Source organism: Pseudomonas marincola (genome assembly GCF_900682675.2).
GTDB lineage: Bacteria > Pseudomonadota > Gammaproteobacteria > Pseudomonadales > Pseudomonadaceae > Aquipseudomonas > Aquipseudomonas marincola.
In genome coordinates, this window is sequence record NZ_LR215729.2 from 721,014 (window position 1) to 740,000 (window position 18,987).

Consider the following 18,987-nt stretch of genomic DNA (forward strand, 5'->3'; position numbering starts at 1 on the left):
CCGTCATGTTACTGATGATCGATAATTACGACTCCTTCACCTACAACGTGGTGCAGTACCTCGGTGAGCTGGGTGAAGACGTCAAAGTAGTACGCAACGATGAATTGACCGTGGCCGATATCGAAGCGCTGAACCCAGAGCGTATCGTGGTTTCGCCGGGGCCGTGCACGCCGAATGAGGCGGGCATTTCGCTGGAAGTGATCAAGCATTTCGCCGGTAAGCTGCCACTGCTCGGCATATGTCTGGGACACCAGAGCATCGGCCAGGCTTTTGGTGGCGATGTGGTCCGTGCGCGTCAGGTCATGCACGGCAAGACCAGCCCGGTTTATCACCATGATCAGGGCGTATTCAACGGCTTGAACAATCCGCTGACCGTGACCCGTTACCATTCTCTGGTGGTCAAGCGTGAAACCTTGCCCGATTGCCTTGAGCTGACCGCATGGACTCAGCATGAAGACGGCTCGGTGGATGAGATTATGGGCTTGCGTCACAAGACCCTGAATGTTGAGGGCGTGCAGTTCCACCCCGAGTCGATTCTGACCGAACAAGGCCACGAACTGTTTGCCAACTTCCTCAAGCAACAAGGAGGTATGCGCGCATGAATATCAAGGAAGCGCTGAATCGTGTGGTTAACCAGCTCGACCTGAGCACCGAAGAAATGCAGGACGTCATGCGTGAAATCATGACCGGCCAATGCACCGATGCCCAAATAGGTGCATTTCTTATGGGCATGCGCATGAAGAGCGAGACCATCGACGAAATCGTCGGTGCGGTTTCGGTGATGCGCGAGTTGGCGCATCACGTCGAGCTGCCAACCCTTGAGCATGTGGTTGATGTGGTGGGCACCGGCGGTGATGGCGCCAATATCTTCAACGTCTCCACTGCTGCCTCGTTTGTTGTTGCGGCGGCGGGCGGCAAGGTTGCCAAACACGGTAACCGCGCCGTTTCGGGCAAGAGCGGCAGCGCCGACTTGCTGGAGTCGGCCGGTATTTACCTGAACCTGCAACCTGAGCAAGTCGCGCGTTGCATCGACAGCGTCGGCGTCGGTTTCATGTTTGCTCAGGTGCACCATAAAGCCATGAAGTATGCGGCAGGCCCGCGTCGCGAACTCGGCTTGCGTACTCTGTTCAACATGCTTGGCCCGCTGACCAATCCGGCTGGCGTCAAGCATCAGGTTGTTGGCGTATTCAGCCAGGCCCTGTGCCGGCCGTTGGCTGAGGTGCTCAAACGTTTGGGCAGTAAACACATTCTGGTGGTGCATTCGCGTGATGGCCTCGATGAGTTCAGTCTGGCCGCCGCAACACATGTGGCCGAACTCAAAGATGGCGAGGTTCGTGAGTACCAGGTATTGCCGGAAGATGTTGGCCTGCAGAGCCAGAGCCTGATCGGGTTGTCTGTCGACAGCCCGGCGGCTTCGCTGGATCTGGTGCTGGACGCACTCGGCAAGCGTAAAACCGAGGCCGGACAGAAGGCTGCCGAAATGATTATTCTAAATGCGGGTGCAGCGCTGTACGCGGCTGACTTGGCGGCTACTCTGAAAGAGGGCGTAGCCCGAGCGCATGATGCGCTACACACCGGACTGGCCCGCGAGAAGCTGGAAGAGTTGGTGTCGTTTACCACTGTTTTCAAACAGGAGAATGAAGGTTGAGCTTGCCAACTGTTCTGGAGAAGATTCTTGCGCGCAAGGCCGAGGAAGTCGCTGCCCTCCGTGCCGTAACAAGTATGGCGGAGCTTGAGACACAGGCGCGAAACGCTGATGCGCCGCGTGGTTTTGCCCGTGCACTGCAAACCCAAATCGCGCAGAAGCAAGCGGCGGTCATTGCCGAGGTGAAGAAGGCGTCGCCAAGCAAAGGCGTATTGCGCGAGGATTTTGACCCCGCTGAAATCGCCCGCAGCTATGAAGCCGGTGGTGCGACCTGTTTGTCGGTACTCACCGATATCGACTTCTTTCAGGGATCTGATGCCTACTTGCAGCAAGCGCGTAACGCCTGTTCGCTGCCGGTTATCCGTAAAGACTTCATGATTGATCCGTATCAGATCATCGAGTCCCGGGCGTTGGGCGCCGACTGTGTACTGCTGATCGTCTCGGCTTTGGATGATGTTCGCATGGCCGAACTGGCTGCAGCCGCCAAAAGCGTCGATCTGGATGTATTGGTTGAAGTGCACGACAGCGATGAGCTGGAGCGCGCACTCAATGTGCTCGACACGCCTCTTATCGGCATCAATAACCGTAATCTGCATACCTTTGAGGTCAGCCTCGACACCACGCTCGACCTGATTACCCGGGTGCCGCAGGATCGTCATGTCGTCACTGAGAGCGGCATTCTCAATCGGGCTGATGTCGAGCTGATGGAAATCAACGACGTTTACGCGTTTCTGGTCGGCGAAGTGTTCATGCGCGCCGAGAACCCAGGTACGGAGCTGGAGAAACTGTTCTTCCCGACGCGCAAGCGTGTGGCCTACAGCCCCGATGTTGACTAAATCGCAGGCATAAAAAAACCGGCATCGATGCCGGTTTTTTTATGCCTGGTACTCAGCGTGTGCCGAATACCACCATGGTCTTGCCTTTGACGTTGACCAGACCCTGTTCCTCAAGCGACTTGAGAACCCGGCCGACCATCTCGCGTGAGCAACCGACAATGCGGCCAATCTCCTGACGAGTGATCTTGATCTGCATGCCATCCGGATGCGTCATCGCATCCGGTTGTTTGCACAGATCGAGCAGGGTACGTGCAACGCGACCCGTCACATCAAGGAAGGCCAGATCACCGACCTTACGAGTTGTGGCGCGCAAGCGTTCAGCCATCTGGCTGCCGAGTGCGTAAAGGATGTCTGGATCTTGTTCCGTCAATTCACGGAATTTGGTGTAGCTGAGTTCTGCAACTTCGCATTCCGTTTTAGCTCTTACCCAAGCGCTGCGTTCCTTTTCAGCGCCCACTTTATCAAATAGACCCATCTCTCCGAAGAAGTCTCCGCTGTTGAGATAGGCGATGATCATCTCGCGCCCGTCGTCATCTTCAATGAGGATGGTGACAGAGCCTTTGACGATAAAGAATAGAGTCTCGCTACGATCACCTGCATAGATAATCGTGCTCTTTGCCGTATAACGACGGCGATGGCAATGTGCCAAGATCTTATCGAGATTCTTTATTTTAGGTGTAAGGGTTATAGCGACCATTCCCGAGTCCCGAATTAAAAAATTTATGCCTGTGCGACAGACGCTTTCTTATTAGTAGTCGCATTCAGTGTGCCAGTAATCCGGCGTCATCTTAACAGGCAGAGTGTTGCGAGATAATGTTTTGCGACCTGGATAACACCTTATTTGCAACTTCTCGGCTATTTCGACGGAACTTATCCCGGACTTGCCTGTGATAAGCTGCTGGCCCTTTTTCTAGCGGAGGCTTGCAAATGAAAGCGCGCATTCAATGGGCCGGAGACGCCCTGTTTCTAGGCGAGTCGGGCAGTGGCCACGCGGTTGTAATGGATGGCCCGCCAGAGAGTGGTGGACGTAATCTGGGCGTGCGTCCGATGGAAATGGTGTTGATCGGCTTGGGCGGCTGCAGCAACTTTGATGTAGTCAGTATCCTAAAAAAATCGCGACAAGCGGTAGAAAGCTGTGAGGCTTTTCTTGAGGCTGAGCGTGCAAGCGAAGAGCCAAAAGTGTTCACCAAGATCCATTTACACTTCGTGGTTAAAGGTCGCGGCTTGAAAGAAGCACAAGTTAAGCGGGCCGTTGAGCTGTCAGCAGAGAAGTACTGCTCGGCCTCGATAATGCTCGGCCGTGGCGGTGTTGAAATTACCCACGATTATGAGATCGTCGAATTGGGTTAATTCCAATCTAAAGACAAGTGTTTTCCGGGATAAACCAGTGTCCCTGGTTTGTTCCGGAGTAAGTCCATTCTGGCTGCAACAGCCAAAATGTTTGCCACTGCAATCCCTTTATCATTTGTATGCTGCATGCTCTAGCGGGCATGGGCATCAATCTGCATAATGGCGCCCCTTTTGAGCGCAGCCGCGCTCTTGGAACCAATAACCAAAATCGCAATGCGAAGAGGTGTAAACCGTCCTACGCAACCGGGTACATCACGGTTGACGGGCATGCTCGACCACGCGGCGTTGCCGCTTATAAAGAGAGTTCTACAACGGTGAAAAGCAAACTCAAGCTCCATGGGTTCAATAACCTGACCAAGACCTTGAGCTTCAACATCTATGACATCTGCTACGCGGAAACGCCGGAAGACCAGCAGGCTTATGTTCAGTACATCGACCAGGAATACGATGCTGAGCGCCTGACGCAGATTCTCACTGATGTTGTAGACATTATCGGTGCCAACATCCTCAACATCGCTCGTCAGGATTACGACCCCCAAGGGGCCAGCGTAACCATCCTGATTTCCGAGCAGCCGGTTGAGCCAACAGAAAGCCAGATTGAGGAGTCGCCTGGTCCGTTACCAGAGACTATTCTCGCGCACCTGGATAAAAGCCACATCACCGTCCATACCTATCCGGAAATCCATCCGGTAGATGGAATTGCGACCTTCCGTGTCGATATCGACGTGTCGACCTGTGGCGTGATTTCGCCGCTGAAAGCACTTAACTATCTGATTCATCAGTTTGACTCGGATATCGTCACCGTTGACTACCGTGTGCGCGGTTTCACCCGTGACGTTGAAGGCCACAAGCACTTCATCGATCACGAGATCAATTCCATTCAGAACTACCTGTCCGAAGACACGCAGTCGGCGTATCAAATGACCGACGTTAACGTGTATCAGGAGAACCTGTTTCACACCAAAATGCTGCTCAAAGAGTTCGACCTCGACAACTACCTGTTCGGCGATGCGACCAGCAGCCTGACGCCTGAACAGCGCCAACTGGTCGAAGACCGTGTTCGCCATGAGATGCTCGAGATTTTCTACGCGCGCAACCTCTGGAAGTAATTGCAGCAGCATAAAAAACCCGCTTCGGCGGGTTTTTTTGTGGTCATGAATAACTCAGGTTAACGGCCAGCAGCCCTGGAGCGATTAGTCTTCAATCACTTGGCGCGAGTTGAGCGGTTTTATCGGGCGGTGGTTGTCGGCGTATAGCTGTTGAAATGCCTTGATCTGCGCGGCGGACATCTCAATCGGTTGCTCGAATAACACCCACTGTACGCCCTCGGTACATGGCGGTGTTGTCAGCGAGCCGGTATACAGCAAATGCTTGCTATTACTCGGCAATATGGCCGCGAGGTCAGGTGCCAGTGGCTCGCTGATGTCGAAGGCCTGACCGGCTTTTTGTGGCAGCATTTTCCACAGGTGATCCAGTTCAGTGTTGGCTTCACCTTGTTTGATCATCACCGCCATTACCAGCAGTCGTCCGTCTTCAGCCTGATTGACCAGGTGCATTTCCATCGGGAAATTCTTGTCATTGAACTGGTGTTCGCTCGGCGTATGAAAATGGAACTGCACAAGGTTGTAGCTACTGCCCTTGAATATCAGAGAGTTGCCTGGTTGCAGGTTGGCCTGGATTGAGTGGCTGTTATTGACCAACTGCAGCGCGCTGCGTTGGTAGTTGATGGTCAGGTCTTTGGCTAAGCCGGGTTGATGCGCAAGCTTGTGTAGATCTACATCCACGGGTGATTGCGCCTCCCCAGCAAGACAAGCCTCGCTGCCACCTGTCGGGTCTATATCTGCCCAATGCTCTGGTGCGTTCTGGCCTGCGTAGCTCCAGCCACTGGCGAGTGCATGAACAGGCATCGCGATAAGCAGTGCGATGAATAGTTTCTGCTGAATATGTTTTACAGACACGTTGAAACTCCCTGTAATAATTAACAGGGGCGATGGTAGAGAGTTTGGCGGGGTCAGGGCGGGCTATAACAGTTGTGCGGAAAAAGACTACGAGAAATCACGAAGTTTCAGGGCGGGCTCAGGCAGTCCTGAGCCCGTCGATGATTACATGCGGTAAGTGCTTTTGGTCATCACTTTGGATAACAGGGACATGCCCAGCTTTATCGGCGCAGGAAAGCGCAAGCCACCGGCCTCAATTGCGCTTGAGGCGTGATGTTCTTCATCTTCACGCATCTGTTCAAGAATGGCGCGAGACTTCTCGTCTGTGGCGGGAATTTGTTGCAGGTGATCATCGAGGTGTTTCACCACCTGATTTTCAGTGGCAGCAACAAATCCTAAACTGACTTTGTCACTGACCAGCCCTGCAAATGCACCGATGCCAAACGACAAACCGTAAAACAACGGGTTGAGTACGCTTGGGTGGCTGCCCAGTTGACGGATTCTCTGCTCGCACCACGCCAGATGATCAATTTCCTCATCGGCGGCCTGTTCCATGGCTTCACGCACATGTGGCAGTTTGGCGGTTAATGCCTGGCCTTGATACAACGCCTGAGCACACACCTCGCCGGTGTGATTGATGCGCATCAGCCCGGCAATATGCTGGGTTTGCTCGGCATCAAGCTGTGCTTCGGGCTGCACGATAGCGGGTGAAGGTCGGCTTGGCTGGCCACTGAATGGCAACAACGTGCGCAGCGCCGTATCTGCTTGCAGCAGCAGGCGGTCGACTGGGGAGTAGTGACGCATTTGGGCCATGAGAATATCTCCGACGAAAACAACAGCGCACAGTTTACTCTAAACCCGCGCGTCAGGTTTGATCGAGATCAGCGCCTGCCCGTGAGTGGGCGTGCTCCTGGCTGAGCAATCAGCCAGGTGGCCAGGTCATTTGACGCTTGCCGAGCACGTGCATATGAATGTGGTAAACCGTTTGGCCACCGTGCTCTTCGCAGTTCATCACAACCCTGAAGCCCGCTTCGCACCCTGACTCTTTTGCCAAATGTTGAGCCGTCAGGAGAATATGCCCGGCGAGCTCTTTATCATCTGCGGTCAGATGATTGAGCGTGCTGATATGCTTTTTCGGGATAACCAGAAAGTGCACCGGCGCTTGCGGGCTAATATCGTTGAAGGCGAGTATCTGATCGTCTTCATAGATCTTTTGCGCAGGGATGTCGCCGCTGACAATCTTGCAGAACAGACAGTCCATAAAAACCTCCCGGGCTGTTAGGAACTTGGGTTTAAACCGCCGTGCAGATCGCACGTGCGAGCCACCGCCAGCTAAGGATTTCAGCTTGAGAAACGATATTCATGACCTTGGTTTAGTTCTGGATTCCAAGGTCAAACTGATCTTGATCGAGTCATGGGATGAGCGTCGCGTCCTTGAAACCCTTACCAGTCTAGCCGTCAGGCGCGCGCTGAGTATTGTGCTTTGGTCCGTTACTGAGGGTTTACAGCGCCTTGGCTTTGGCGCAGACGGCGCTGATCAGCACAACAGTACAGAGCCGGAGGCGGCGCTGCGGCTGATCAAGGCCGATGTGCAGCCAACCCTTTATGTGATGTGCGATCTGCATCCCTTTCTCAGCGATAACCCCAAGTTGGTGCGCTTGCTCAAAGAAATCGCCATGAGCGAGGACGCGCATAAACCCACGCTGGTGCTGGTTTCACATGCCTGTAAGTTACCCGCTGAAGTGCAGCGTTATGCCGCCAGATTTGCTTTGGCCTTGCCATCGGAAGATGAGTTGCTGGCAATTGTGCGAGAGGAGGCGGCGAGCTGGAGCGAGCGCAACCGTAATGTGCGGGTGCGCACCGACAATAAAACCTTGCAGCAGGTGGTGAAGAATCTGCGCGGTATGAGCCATGCCGAAGCGCGCGTGCTGGCGCGAAATGTGATTTGCGATGACGGCGCGATTACGCAGGAAGACTTGCCCGAACTGAACAAGACCAAATTCAAACTGCTCGATCTCGATGGTGTGTTGAGCTTCGAGTATGAAACCGCACGCTTTGCCGAAGTGGGCGGTCTGAGCAATCTGAAGAGTTGGCTGGCAGCCCGGCAAAGCGCATTTTTGAGCGCCTCGGCCACCGATTTACCCAAGGGCATTATGCTGCTCGGCGTGCAAGGCAGCGGTAAAAGCCTCGCCGCCAAAGCCGTCGCGGGTATGTGGGGCATGCCGCTACTGCGCCTGGATATTGCTGCGCTGTACAACAAGTTCTTTGGCGAGACCGAGCGTAATCTGCGCGACGCCTTGAAGCTTGCCGAGCAAATGTCGCCCTGCGTTCTGTGGGTCGATGAAATCGAGAAGGGGCTGGCGACCGGCGATAACGATGGCGGTGTGAGCCAGCGGGTATTGGGCACTTTGCTGACATGGATGGCGGAGCGCACGGCGCCGGTATTTATGGTGGCGACCGCCAATGCCATCGACCAGCTGGCGCCGGAGCTGATGCGCAAAGGCCGGTTTGATGAGGTGTTTTTTGTCGACCTGCCAAACAGTGCGATACGCGAGCAGATCTTCAGCATCCATCTACAGCGTCGCGAAATGGCCGCGGCTGAATTCGATTTGGTTGCATTGGCTGCGGCCAGCGCTGGGTTTTCCGGAGCCGAGATTGAGCAGGTGATTGTCAGTGCGCTGTATATGGCGCAAGCCCAGCAGCGCGCGGTCGATCAGGCGCTGCTGGTGCAGGCGATTCAGGCAACCGCGCCGCTTTCGGTGGTGATGGCCGAGCAGATCACGGCGCTGCGTGACTGGGCGCGTGGCAGAACGGTGAGCGCCGATGGTTGAACGGTATCGCTAAGCGATCTTGCCCACGCGCTGGTTGATCTTCGCGCTGATCTTGCGCACCAGCCAACGTGGGGCAAAGCGCGGCGAGAGTGCCAGCAGTCGATTGCGCCAGCCCGGAATGATGATGGTCCGGCGCTTTGCCAGTGCCTTGACGGTAATCAGCGCCACTTCTTCGCAGCTCATCATCAACTTGCTGTTTTCAATACCGCTGACATCCAGCTCTGCGCTGCGAAAGAATGCGCTTTTAGTCGGCCCGGGGCACAGCACTGAAACGCTGACGCCGTAGCGGCTGAGTTCTTCGCGCAAGCCTTCGGAGAAGTGCAGCACGTAAGCCTTGCTCGCGTAATAGTTGCTCATCCACGCGCCCGGCTGGAAGGCGGCGACTGATGCCACATTGAGTATCTGCCCGCTGCCCTGTCCGGCCATGATGTTGCCAATGGAATGGCACAGGCGCGCCAGTGCCAGTACGTTGACCTCTAGTAATTGCTGCTCGCGGCGCCAGTCCTGAGCGACAAACGCGCCAGCTGTGCCGATGCCGGCATTGTTGACCAGCAGGTCGATGCGCAGGTTTTGTTCTTCCAGTTCGAATAGCAGGCCGGTGACTTGTTGTGGCTCGCTGAGGTCGCAAACGCGAAACAGAACCTCGACCGAGAAACGCATGGCCAGCTCGCTGGCGATACTCTCAAGGGCAGGGCGTTTGCGGGCGACCAGAATCAAGTTGCGCCCGCGTCTTGCGAGCGCCTCGGCCAGTGCCAGGCCAATACCACTGGATGCACCTGTAACAAGTGCGTACTGAGTCATGCTGTCTCCATGTTGCAGTTGGTTTAACCCTGTTCGGGGCGTCCCCCTCCAAATGGAGACAGTGCATAGCTTATCGATTAAGGCGCATAGGCGGAAAATAAAGTTGGCATGGCGATGGCAGCAATAATGCCGCTCAACGGTACCAGCAAGAACAAGCAGGCCAGTACTTTAACTGCGGTGCTATTGGGCGGCGGCATTGGGCCGTAGCGATTGGCGCCGTTGGTACCGGGCATTACCACCATCAGCAGGGCGAACACGCTGCCCACCACCGGCACAATATTGATCAGCAAGAGCCAGCCAGACCAGCCAATGTCATGCAGGCGCTGCACACCTATCTGAATCGCGATTACGAACACGGCAATAGTCGCGAGTACAACCAACAGGCTGCCGAACAGATCGGATATGGCGTAGCCTGCCGCCGCAACACCCAGCAGCGGTGTGCTGGCAAGCAGCATGACCAGCGTCCATGCCAGATAACGCAGGCGGCCAATCCGGCCATTGGTGGTGAAGGCTTTGAGTTGGCCGAACTCGGGCATGTTGTCACTGACGTTGGCCTTTGGCGGTGCGTAAGGCGAGGCGGGCGCTACTGCCGAGACCTCACTACTCTGCGCCGGGGCGCTGTCGGTCAGGGTTGCCTGGCGGGCGATATACTTCTCGATGATGATGCCGCAGGCACTGCACTCGTCCGCTTTGGGTTGAACGTGCTGGCATTTGGGGCAGGTCATTTGCTCGGCTGACTCGGCCGCCGCTGCAGGCGCGCCATGATCATCGGTTGCCATTAAACTGAGGCTTTCGCTGAGTTCAGGCTCTTTGCGGACCCTTGCACCGGCACGCTGCAAGGCGCCGATGTATTGATCAGCTTCGCTTTCGGCGAGATTATGTTTGATCGCGACATTCCTGCCGCTGAACAGGTCATTGATTTTACTGACGTCACTTTTAAACAGCCGGGCCAGGTTTTCCTTCACCGTGTCCAACGAGGCGTCAGGCATAAGCTCGCCGCTGAACACAATTTTATAACGGGCTTGATTCATAAGAGCATCCTTCTCTGCGGCAGAACTCTATTGATGTGATTGCTTGATGCTAAACCAGCGGTAATGGCACCGCTGGTTTGTAACGCTGGACGGTTGTCGGCAGCCGATAAAATGTAGCAGATTGCCATCAACTCAAGTCGTTAGTTTCAGTGCGCAGCCTTGAGTGCCAGAGCACGGTTGAGCGCGGCCTGATATTCACGATCCAGTCGTGCAATCAACTCTGCCGTGTCGGGAACATCGCTGATTTCGCCAACGCCTTGACCAGCAGACCAGACGGTTTTCCAGGCTTTTGCTTCATCGCTGATGGGTTTGAGTTTCTCCCCGTAATTGATCTCACCCTTGTTCTGCAATTGGTTAAGGTCAAAACCAGCTTGTTCCAGGCTTTGGCGCATAAAACTGGCGGGTACGCCGGACACCGCCGGGGTATGGATGATGTCTGCCGCTTTGGCGCCGAGAATCATCTGCTTGTATTCAGGCTGCGCGTCACTTTCGGTGGTCGCAATAAAGCGGGTGCCCATGTAGGCCAGATCGGCGCCGAGCAACTGTGCGGAGAGGATTTCGTGGCCATGATTGAGGCAGCCCGAAAGCAACAGGGTTTTATCGAAGAACTGGCGAATCTCGGCGATCAGCGAAAACGGGCTCCAGGTCCCGGCATGCCCGCCCGCACCGGCAGCCACTGCAATCAATCCATCAACTCCGGCCTCGGCTGCCTTCTCGGCGTGACGGCGCGTGGTGACATCGTGGAAAACCAAGCCGCCATATTCATGCACCGCATCTACCAACTCTTTGACTGCGCCCAGGCTGGTGATCACGATGGGCACCTGGTGTTCGATGCAAATGGCCAGATCAGCCTGCAGCCGTGGGTTGCTCTTGTGCACGATCAGGTTGACCGCATAAGGCGCGCTGTCTGGGGTAAGGCCCGCTTCTATTTGCTCAAGCCATTGCTTGAAGCCGGCGCTTTCGCGCTGATTGAGTGCGGGAAAGCTGCCAACGACACCATTTTTGCAGCAGGCAAGCACCAGGTCCGGGTTCGACACCAGAAACATCGGCGCTGCGACCAGAGGCAGACGGAGTTTGTTTTCGAGCAAGGCGGGCAAAGTCATAAAGTTTCCTTCAATGTCTGTGAATAGTTGCTCTTTGGCGGCGGTTAATGAGCGCGACGCGGCCTAGAAGGGTTTCACCACAACCAGGATTACCACACCGAGCAGCACCAGAACCGGCGCTTCGTTGAACCACCGGTAAAAAACATGGGTGCGCTGATTTTCGCCACGCGCGAAACGTTTCATTTGTGCGCCGCACATGAAGTGATAGATCACTAGTAACACGACCAAGCTCAGTTTGGCGTGCATCCAGCCCTGACTAAAGTAGAAACCGGGATTGAGGCTGATGAGGCCGATGCCCAGCAGCACGGTTGCGATCATCGAAGGGGTCATGATGCCGCGATACAGCTTGCGCTCCATGGTGCAGAAACGGTCGCGGCTGATCTGGTCGTCGCTCATGGCGTGATAGACGAACAGGCGTGGCAAATAAAACAGTCCGGCAAACCAGCAGACCAGCGCAATAATGTGCAGAGCTTTGAGCCACAAATAGAGCATTGGGTAACACCTTGGCAAATAGATAGGCAGATAGTAGAGGCCTGTACGGCATCCGTCATCAATGGCGGTTGGCCCGCGGCGGCTGCGGCCTTATCATCAGCATCTTTTCAGCGCTATCGTAAGGGGCAAGCAATGATCAAGGTTGGGATTGTAGGTGGAACCGGATACACCGGCGTCGAGCTGTTACGTCTGTTGGCGCAGCACCCGCAGGCCCAGGTTGAAGTCATTACTTCGCGCTCCGAAGCCGGTATGCGAGTGGACGAGATGTACCCGAACTTGCGCGGCCATTATCCAACGCTTGCGTTCAGTGTGCCGGACGTCGCCACGCTGGGCGCCTGTGATGTGGTGTTCTTCGCAACCCCGCATGGCGTAGCGCACGCACTGGCTGCTGACTTGCTGGCCACTGGCACCAAGGTTATCGACCTGTCTGCCGATTTCCGTCTGGCCGATGCCGATGAGTGGGCCAAATGGTACGGCCAACCGCATGGCGCTCCTGAGCTTTTGGGTGAGGCGGTTTATGGCCTGCCGGAAGTCAATCGTGACGCGATCAAGCAAGCTCGTTTGATTGCGGTGCCTGGCTGCTACCCGACGGCGGCTCAGTTGGGTTTGCTGCCGCTGCTTGAAGCAGGGCTGGCTGATACCGATCGGTTGATTGCCGACTGCAAGTCCGGCGTCAGTGGAGCAGGGCGTGGCGCCAGTGTTGGCTCGCTGTTCAGCGAGGCGGGCGAGAGCATGAAGGCTTACGGCGTCAAAGGTCACCGTCACTTGCCAGAAATTCGTCAGGGCCTGCGCCGCGCTGCGGGGCATGAGGTTGGTTTGACATTCGTACCGCACCTTACGCCGATGATTCGCGGTATTCACGCGACGCTGTACGCAACCGTGGTCGATCGTTCGGTAGATCTGCAGGCGCTGTACGAAAAGCGTTATGCCAATGAGCCCTTCGTGGATGTGATGCCAGCTGGCAGCCATCCGGAAACACGCAGCGTGCGTGGCGCCAACGTTTGCCGCATCGCCGTGCATCGTCCGCAAGATGGTGACTTGGTGGTGATCTTGTCGGTCATCGACAATCTGGTCAAAGGCGCTTCTGGTCAAGCCGTGCAGAACATGAACATTCTGTTTGGCCTGGAAGAGAATGCCGGCCTTGCGCATGCGGCCATGTTGCCCTGATGGCAGGCTGGGAGGTTCATCCGCGTGGCGCCCGTCGTACTGGGCGCTTGCGCGTTGCGCTAACGGTTGCGCTGCTGGCGATCCCGGCTGCATTTATGGTCGGCGCCTATTGGCATGACGAGCAAATGCAGGCCCTGAACGATCAGGTAAAACCGCTGCAAGAGCGGGTTGCCCAGCAAGACGCCGAGATCGAGCAGTTGAAGCAGAGCCTGGCCAGAGCGGCCAGTGGCGAAACGGTTGCGTTGCAGGCCAATGAGCAAAGTCGCTTGTCGATAAAGCTTCTTGAAGAGCAGATTTTCAAACTGCAGCAGGATTTGGCTTCCTATAAAGGAGTGCTGGCGCCCAATAGTCGTCAAGACGGCTTGCGAATTGGCACCTTTGAGCTGCAGTCCACGGAAAAGCCACGCAATTATCGCTACAAGATACTCCTCAGTCGGGTGGGTAAGGATGACAAACCCTTAAGCGGCCAACTGCGGATTACGGTTGAGGGCAAGCAGGCTGGCAAGTCAGCCAAGCTTGAATTGTCCGAGCTGACGACAGAGGCGGCGGGGCAGTTCGATGGCAAGTCGCTGCCCTTCACCTTCAAACACTTTAAGTCAATTCCCGAGGCAGGACGCTTCGCCGAGTTGGAAATACCTGAAGGCTTCGTGCCCGCTCAGGTTCGAGTGCGCGCCGAAGTCAAAGGTGAGAAACCTTTGGAACGCACATTCAAATGGATCGATTAAGAGTAAGTGGCCCACATGTGGAACAAAGAAAAGAAGAAGGTTGACGTGCAGCGATTTACTGGCAAAACCAGCCTCATAGCCGCGGGTGCATCGTTGTCTGGCGAAATGCGCTTTATGGGAGCTGTTCAGGTTGATGGTCGGGTAGAAGGGAATCTACTGACTACTGAGGGAATGATCCGCGTCAGTGTCGAAGGCAAGGTTGAAGGTGAGGTTCGCGCACCCCATATAGTTATTGACGGTGAAGTGATTGGCGATGTTTATGCCAGCGAGCATCTCGAGCTCGGCGCGCGTGCACGCGTATGCGGTAATCTCTATTATGGTCTGATGGAGATGGCAATGGGCGCCCAAATCGAAGGTAATCTTTGCCACCTGAAAGAACATGTAAAGCCGTTAGAATTACCCGAGAGCCTAGAAATCGCAGAATAGTTGACCGCATTTGTAGGGTAAGCGGATAATGCACGGCATCAATGCAGTATGGCGCCTGGCGCCGGGAGATAGTCAGCATGAGCGTCGAAACCTTCACCCCTACAGCAATGCTGTTTACCCAAGGTGCAGCGAGCAAGGTGAAGAGCCTGGTCGATGAGGAGGGAAATCCTCGTCTGAAGTTGCGCGTATTCGTTACAGGTGGCGGCTGCTCTGGTTTCCAGTATGGCTTCACCTTTGATGAAGAAGTCGCAGATGATGACACCATCATTGAGCGCGAAGGCGTTAGCCTGGTAGTTGATCCGATGAGTTTTCAATACCTAGCAGGTGCCGAAGTGGATTATCAGGAAGGGTTGGAAGGCTCACGCTTTGTGATCAATAACCCGAATGCAACCACTACGTGCGGCTGCGGTTCTTCATTCTCGATCTGATTATGCTTGCTTGAGTCACACCAAAAACGCCGCGCTAATCAGTGCGGCGTTTTTGTATGTGGGGTAATAAAGCTCAGGCCGGGTGGATGGCGCCGAGTATCCGCAAGCCTTTGGCACCGGTAACGCTTGGGCGGTTTGCGGGTATGCCTTCCAGGCAGCAATGGGCGAGCCAGGCAAAGGCCATCGCCTCGACCCAGTCAGCAGGAACGCCGTGGGTATCGGTCGCGCAAACGCTGCAGTCTGGCAGCAAGGCTGCAAGGCGGTTCATCAGCGTGATGTTACGCGCGCCGCCGCCGCAAACCAGTAATTGTTCGGTTTTAGCCTGAGCGCTGAGCAAGGCTTTGGCGATGGTTTGAGCAGTCAGCTCAAGCAGCGTGGCTTGCACATCTTCTGGGCGAAATGATGGCAGTCGACTCAAGTGCTGATCCAGCCACTCGATATTGAACAGCTCACGGCCGGTGCTTTTGGGGCCTTGGGTGGCGAAGAAGCTGTCCTGCAAAAAGGCGTCGAGCAACTGCGCTTGCACCTGCCCTGTGGCCGCCCAGTTGCCGTCCTGATCGTAACTGGCGTTCTGGTGTCGGCCAATCCAGGCGTCGAGCAAAACATTGCCGGGGCCGCAGTCAAAGCCACGAACCTCGGCGTCAGGTGCCAGCAGCGTCAGGTTGCTGAAACCGCCGATGTTGAGAACTGCGCGCAAGCCGCCCGCCGCATTGAACACCGCCTCATGAAAGGCCGGCACCAAAGGAGCGCCCTGACCGCCAGCGGCGACATCGCGCCGGCGAAAATCGCTGACCACGCAAATACCGGTCAACTCTGCAAGCAAAGGAGCGTTACTGATCTGAACTGTGAAGCCGCGTGCCGGTTCGTGGCGCACGGTCTGGCCGTGGCTGCCAATGGCGCGGACATCTTCAGGGTTCAGGTTCTGCTCGTGGAGTATTGCGCCAATGCCTTGCGCTGCAAGCTGTGCCCACTGTTGTTCGGCGAGTGCCGCTCTGGCCAGTTCATCCGGGCCGCTTGCGCACAGAGCGAGAATGTCTGCGCGCAGCTGATTCGGCATCGGGATGTAGTGGGTGGCAACTAAGCGAGTGGAATTGCCCTGTTCGATCAGGGCAATGTCCAGGCCGTCGAGGCTGGTGCCCGACATGACCCCGAAATAGCGGTGCATGAACTTAACGCTTGTTAAGCGCGAGCATGGTTTCGTGCTCTTTGTTCATCATCGCCATTAACGGTTGGCTGACCTTCATGAAACGTGCCTTCTCTTTTTTGGCAATCGGGTCTGCCATCGGCAGCTTTTGGCTGAGCGGGTCGACGTGTACACCGTTCACTTGGAACTCATAGTGCAGGTGTGGGCCGGTAGAGAGGCCGGTTGTGCCGATATAGCCGATGATTTGACCCTGCTTGACCGAGCCGCCAGTACGAATACCTTTGGCAAAACCCTGCATGTGGCCGTAAAGCGTGCGGTAGCGTTGGCCGTGCTGAATGATTACAGCATTACCGTAACCGCCACGACGACCCGCAAGTACGATCTTGCCATCGCCAGTCGCTTTGATCGGGGTGCCACGAGGCGCTGCGTAATCGACGCCTTTGTGGGCGCGGATCTTATTCAGAATTGGGTGGCGGCGACCGTTGGAAAAGCGCGAGCTGATGCGGGCGAAGTCGACTGGCGTGCGGATGAAGGCCTTGCGCATGCTGCCGCCATCGGCTGTGTAATAGGTGGTGTTGCCTTGCTGGTTGGTATAACGAACAGCTGTGTAGGTTTTGCCGCGGTTTTTGAAGCGTGCCGAGAGGATATGTCCGGTGCCGACTTTCTTGCCGTCTACCACCTTGTTCTCGTAAATCACTTCAAACTCATCGCCTTTGCGAATGTCCATCGCGAAGTCGATGTCGTAGCCGAAAATATTCGCCAGTTCCATGGTCAGGTTGTGCGAAAGACCGCCGCGACGGGCTGAGGCAAACAGCGAATCGGTGATTACACCGTGGGCGTAGGCGGACTGGACTTCCGGCTTGAGCATATCGCGCTTGAAGGCGTAGCCATTCGTGCTCTTTTCCATGCGGATGGTTTCGAGTTGGCTTACCTGACACTCGATGCTTTCGAGCTGGCCGTCTTCGGTCAGTTTGAAGTCAAGGGTCTGGCCTACTTTCAGCTTGGCGAAACGTTTGGCGTTCTTATCGCTTTGCAGCACGTCATGCAGCGTGCTGTTGGGCAGGCCAACTTTTTCGAAGATGGTCGAGAGCGTATCGCCACTCGCAACGGTGATGGATTTTTGCGTGGGGTCTTCAGGCGGCTCTGGAGTGATTTCCTTGAGGGCGACTTCTTTTGCATCTGCTGAATCGCCTTCTATCTGCGCGAAAGGCGAGGCGAGGATTGGGGCCTCAAGCTTTTCTGGCAGGTCTTCATTATTAAGCAGTTGTTCTGTTGGGGCGTCCAGTTCAAGGCCCAGATAGGTCTTCTTGGCTTCTACTTCACGTGTGGGGAACACTAACAAGGCGAGGCTCAGCACAGCGGCGACACCGCTGGCAGCCAAAATGTGGGTTTTGGGGTACAGGGGTGGCGCCGTGCTTATTTTATGGGTCATATGGCTACTTTTGACTTTGAAGAGATGAAAAGAAAAATATGGAAAAGATGAATTACATGATGAATATGCACTAACTGTATAAAATATAACCAAAATGCCTGTGAGGCAACCCTGTTACAGTGCTATCACGCCGCAGACTGACTAGCTGTTGGCAAAACTTGTTATTTGTCCGTTATCTTGTATCGTTGGTTCCCTTTCGTTTTGAGTGATTAAGAGTCCTGCCATGAAGTCGGTTGAAGAGCAGCTGGCGCTGATAAAGCGCGGCGCAGAAGAGGTTTTGGTTGAGTCCGAGCTGGTCGAAAAGCTCAAGCGCGGTCAGCCGTTGCGCATTAAAGCGGGCTTCGACCCAACGGCACCTGATCTGCACCTGGGGCATACGGTGCTTATTAATAAGCTGCGTCAATTCCAGGAGTTGGGTCATCAGGTGATCTTCCTGATCGGTGACTTCACCGGCATGATCGGCGACCCGAGCGGCAAGAGCGCTACGCGCCCTCCGTTAACGCGCGAGCAGGTGTTGGCCAACGCTGAGACATATAAGGCGCAGGTGTTCAAGATTCTGGACCCAGCCAAGACCGAGGTTGCCTTCAACTCCACCTGGATGGAGACGCTCACGCCTGCCGACTTCATCAAACTGGCGTCGCAATACACCGTTGCGCGCATGCTTGAGCGTGATGACTTCAATAAGCGCTACACCACCAATCAGCCGATTGCGATTCACGAGTTCCTCTACCCGCTGGTGCAGGGTTATGACTCTGTGGCTTTGCAGGCCGATGTCGAGTTGGGCGGTACCGATCAGAAGTTCAACCTGCTGATGGGGCGCGAATTGCAGCGCTCTTACGGCCAGTCTTCGCAGTGCATCGTGACCATGCCGTTGCTTGAAGGTCTGGATGGTGTGAAGAAGATGTCCAAGTCGCTGGGCAACTACATCGGTATTCAGGAAGCACCGGGCACTATCTATAACAAGCTGGTGTCGATGCCCGACTCGCTGATGTGGCGTTACTTCGAGCTGCTCAGCTTCCGTTCAATGGATGAAATCAATCAGTTCAAGCTGGATGTCGAAAACGGTGCGAATCCGCGCGACATCAAAATCAAGCTGGCAGAAGAAATCGTTGCGCGCTTCCACGGAGAAGAGGCGGCTGCAAACGCTCATCGCTCTGCGGGTAACCGCATGAAGGATGGCGAGCTGCCGGAAGATCTTCCTGAGGTCGAATTGGCTGCGAGCGAAGACATGCCGATTGCCGCTCTCCTTAATAAGGCAGGCCTGGTAAAGAACGCGGCAGTGGCGCGTGACTTGTTGGGTTCTGGCGGTGTGCGTGTTGATGGTCAGGTTGTAGATCGCTCCTTCCTGTTCAAGCTGGGCGCAACTCATGTCTGCCAGGCCGGTAAGAAGTCATTTGCACGGATTAGCCTGAAAGCCGAATAAAACCCTTGACGGCAAAACTGAGGTGCCTATAATGCGCACCTCTCCCGGCGGCGACCTCTCGGAAAACTTCTTATAAAACAAGAAGTTAGCTTAAAAAGAGGGGTTGCAAAGCAGCGAAAGCTGTGTAGAATGCGCCGGGCTCTGAAGGGTGGTTTGAAAGCCTTTTAGAGTGATCGCCACGGTGATCGAAAGCGGTAGAAAACGAGGTGTTGACAG

General features: G+C 55.4%; 21 protein-coding genes. 11 read left to right on the top strand and 10 right to left on the bottom strand.

The features are described from left to right. Positions 1-5 precede the first annotated feature (5 nt). The 3 genes from PMYSY11_RS03145 to trpC are packed head-to-tail and all read left to right on the top strand — an operon-like array spanning position 6 to position 2,481. A complete protein-coding gene (locus PMYSY11_RS03145) occupies positions 6-602 on the top strand; it encodes an aminodeoxychorismate/anthranilate synthase component II (protein ID WP_150548304.1) in 597 nt (198 codons plus the stop codon). After that, on the top strand, positions 599-1,648 hold the full coding sequence (gene trpD / locus PMYSY11_RS03150) for an anthranilate phosphoribosyltransferase (protein ID WP_069902623.1): 1,050 nt from the start codon (positions 599-601) through the stop codon (positions 1,646-1,648). Before PMYSY11_RS03145 ends, trpD begins: the two co-directional genes overlap by 4 nt. Continuing rightward, positions 1,645-2,481 (top strand): indole-3-glycerol phosphate synthase TrpC, encoded by an 837-nt coding sequence (gene trpC / locus PMYSY11_RS03155; protein ID WP_150548305.1) that lies wholly within the window; start codon positions 1,645-1,647, stop codon positions 2,479-2,481. Before trpD ends, trpC begins: the two co-directional genes overlap by 4 nt. 52 nt (positions 2,482-2,533) lie before the next feature. Here the strand turns inward: trpC and crp are convergent, their stop codons facing one another. Next, a complete protein-coding gene (gene crp / locus PMYSY11_RS03160; protein WP_069902625.1) occupies positions 2,534-3,178 on the bottom strand; it encodes a cAMP-activated global transcriptional regulator CRP in 645 nt (214 codons plus the stop codon). Positions 3,179-3,408: 230 nt separating this feature from the next. On the opposite strand from crp, the gene PMYSY11_RS03165 reads away from it, so the two are divergent. Beyond that, positions 3,409-3,831 carry an OsmC family protein gene (locus tag PMYSY11_RS03165; protein WP_150548306.1) on the top strand — a complete coding sequence of 141 codons (423 nt, stop codon included), beginning with the start codon at positions 3,409-3,411 and terminating at the stop codon, positions 3,829-3,831. Positions 3,832-4,145: 314 nt separating this feature from the next. Further along, on the top strand, positions 4,146-4,940 hold the full coding sequence (gene speD, locus PMYSY11_RS03170; RefSeq protein ID WP_069902627.1) for an adenosylmethionine decarboxylase: 795 nt from the start codon (positions 4,146-4,148) through the stop codon (positions 4,938-4,940). A gap of 84 nt (positions 4,941-5,024) precedes the next feature. Here speD and PMYSY11_RS03175 read toward each other — a convergent pair whose 3' ends face one another. The 3 genes from PMYSY11_RS03175 to PMYSY11_RS03185 form a co-directional block, all read right to left on the bottom strand. Continuing rightward, positions 5,025-5,789 carry a carbonic anhydrase gene (locus PMYSY11_RS03175; protein ID WP_150548307.1) on the bottom strand — a complete coding sequence of 255 codons (765 nt, stop codon included), beginning with the start codon at positions 5,787-5,789 and terminating at the stop codon, positions 5,025-5,027. Positions 5,790-5,933: 144 nt separating this feature from the next. Further along, on the bottom strand, positions 5,934-6,581 hold the full coding sequence (gene coq7 / locus PMYSY11_RS03180; RefSeq protein WP_150548308.1) for a 2-polyprenyl-3-methyl-6-methoxy-1,4-benzoquinone monooxygenase: 648 nt from the start codon (positions 6,579-6,581) through the stop codon (positions 5,934-5,936). Between the two features lie 109 nt (positions 6,582-6,690). After that, the gene (locus tag PMYSY11_RS03185) at positions 6,691-7,029 is read right to left on the bottom strand and encodes a histidine triad nucleotide-binding protein (protein ID WP_090515392.1); all 339 of its coding nucleotides are present in this window, start codon (positions 7,027-7,029) and stop codon (positions 6,691-6,693) included. Positions 7,030-7,114: 85 nt separating this feature from the next. Here PMYSY11_RS03185 and PMYSY11_RS03190 point away from each other — a divergent pair, with 85 nt between their 5' ends. After that, positions 7,115-8,599: an AAA family ATPase gene (locus tag PMYSY11_RS03190; RefSeq protein ID WP_172970659.1), complete on the top strand. Its 1,485-nt coding sequence runs from the start codon at positions 7,115-7,117 to the stop codon at positions 8,597-8,599. A gap of 9 nt (positions 8,600-8,608) precedes the next feature. On the opposite strand, the gene PMYSY11_RS03195 is transcribed toward PMYSY11_RS03190, so the two are convergent. From PMYSY11_RS03195 to hemJ, 4 genes are all read right to left on the bottom strand, one after another. Then, positions 8,609-9,400 carry an SDR family NAD(P)-dependent oxidoreductase gene (locus PMYSY11_RS03195; RefSeq protein ID WP_150548310.1) on the bottom strand — a complete coding sequence of 264 codons (792 nt, stop codon included), beginning with the start codon at positions 9,398-9,400 and terminating at the stop codon, positions 8,609-8,611. A 77-nt stretch (positions 9,401-9,477) separates the two neighbouring features. After that, entirely contained in the window at positions 9,478-10,431 is a 954-nt protein-coding gene (locus tag PMYSY11_RS03200; protein ID WP_150548311.1) for a DUF805 domain-containing protein, read from the bottom strand. Between the two features lie 146 nt (positions 10,432-10,577). Continuing rightward, on the bottom strand, positions 10,578-11,534 hold the full coding sequence (locus PMYSY11_RS03205) for an NAD(P)H-dependent flavin oxidoreductase (RefSeq protein WP_150548312.1): 957 nt from the start codon (positions 11,532-11,534) through the stop codon (positions 10,578-10,580). A 63-nt stretch (positions 11,535-11,597) separates the two neighbouring features. Next, positions 11,598-12,026 carry a protoporphyrinogen oxidase HemJ gene (hemJ, locus tag PMYSY11_RS03210; protein WP_090515383.1) on the bottom strand — a complete coding sequence of 143 codons (429 nt, stop codon included), beginning with the start codon at positions 12,024-12,026 and terminating at the stop codon, positions 11,598-11,600. 132 nt (positions 12,027-12,158) lie between these two features. On the opposite strand from hemJ, the gene argC reads away from it, so the two are divergent. The 4 genes from argC to erpA all read left to right on the top strand — a co-directional run bounded on the left by argC (position 12,159) and on the right by erpA (position 14,772). Beyond that, positions 12,159-13,193: an N-acetyl-gamma-glutamyl-phosphate reductase gene (gene argC / locus PMYSY11_RS03215; RefSeq protein ID WP_090515381.1), complete on the top strand. Its 1,035-nt coding sequence runs from the start codon at positions 12,159-12,161 to the stop codon at positions 13,191-13,193. Next, positions 13,193-13,918, top strand: a complete 726-nt coding sequence (locus tag PMYSY11_RS03220; protein WP_069902636.1) for a DUF6776 family protein — start codon at positions 13,193-13,195, stop codon at positions 13,916-13,918. The genes argC and PMYSY11_RS03220 overlap by 1 nt, the downstream gene beginning before the upstream one ends. Before the next feature lie 15 nt (positions 13,919-13,933). After that, complete coding sequence (locus tag PMYSY11_RS03225; protein ID WP_069902637.1) at positions 13,934-14,344, top strand: bactofilin family protein; 411 nt, start codon at positions 13,934-13,936, stop codon at positions 14,342-14,344. Between the two features lie 77 nt (positions 14,345-14,421). Beyond that, complete coding sequence (erpA, locus tag PMYSY11_RS03230) at positions 14,422-14,772, top strand: iron-sulfur cluster insertion protein ErpA (RefSeq protein WP_069902671.1); 351 nt, start codon at positions 14,422-14,424, stop codon at positions 14,770-14,772. 73 nt (positions 14,773-14,845) lie between these two features. Here the strand turns inward: erpA and PMYSY11_RS03235 are convergent, their stop codons facing one another. After that, entirely contained in the window at positions 14,846-15,937 is a 1,092-nt protein-coding gene (locus tag PMYSY11_RS03235; protein ID WP_150548313.1) for an anhydro-N-acetylmuramic acid kinase, read from the bottom strand. A gap of 4 nt (positions 15,938-15,941) precedes the next feature. Then, on the bottom strand, positions 15,942-17,348 hold the full coding sequence (locus tag PMYSY11_RS03240) for a peptidoglycan DD-metalloendopeptidase family protein (RefSeq protein WP_150548314.1): 1,407 nt from the start codon (positions 17,346-17,348) through the stop codon (positions 15,942-15,944). A gap of 223 nt (positions 17,349-17,571) precedes the next feature. On the opposite strand from PMYSY11_RS03240, the gene tyrS reads away from it, so the two are divergent. Beyond that, positions 17,572-18,771, top strand: a complete 1,200-nt coding sequence (tyrS, locus tag PMYSY11_RS03245) for a tyrosine--tRNA ligase (protein ID WP_069902640.1) — start codon at positions 17,572-17,574, stop codon at positions 18,769-18,771. The last annotated feature ends 216 nt before the right edge of the window (positions 18,772-18,987 follow it).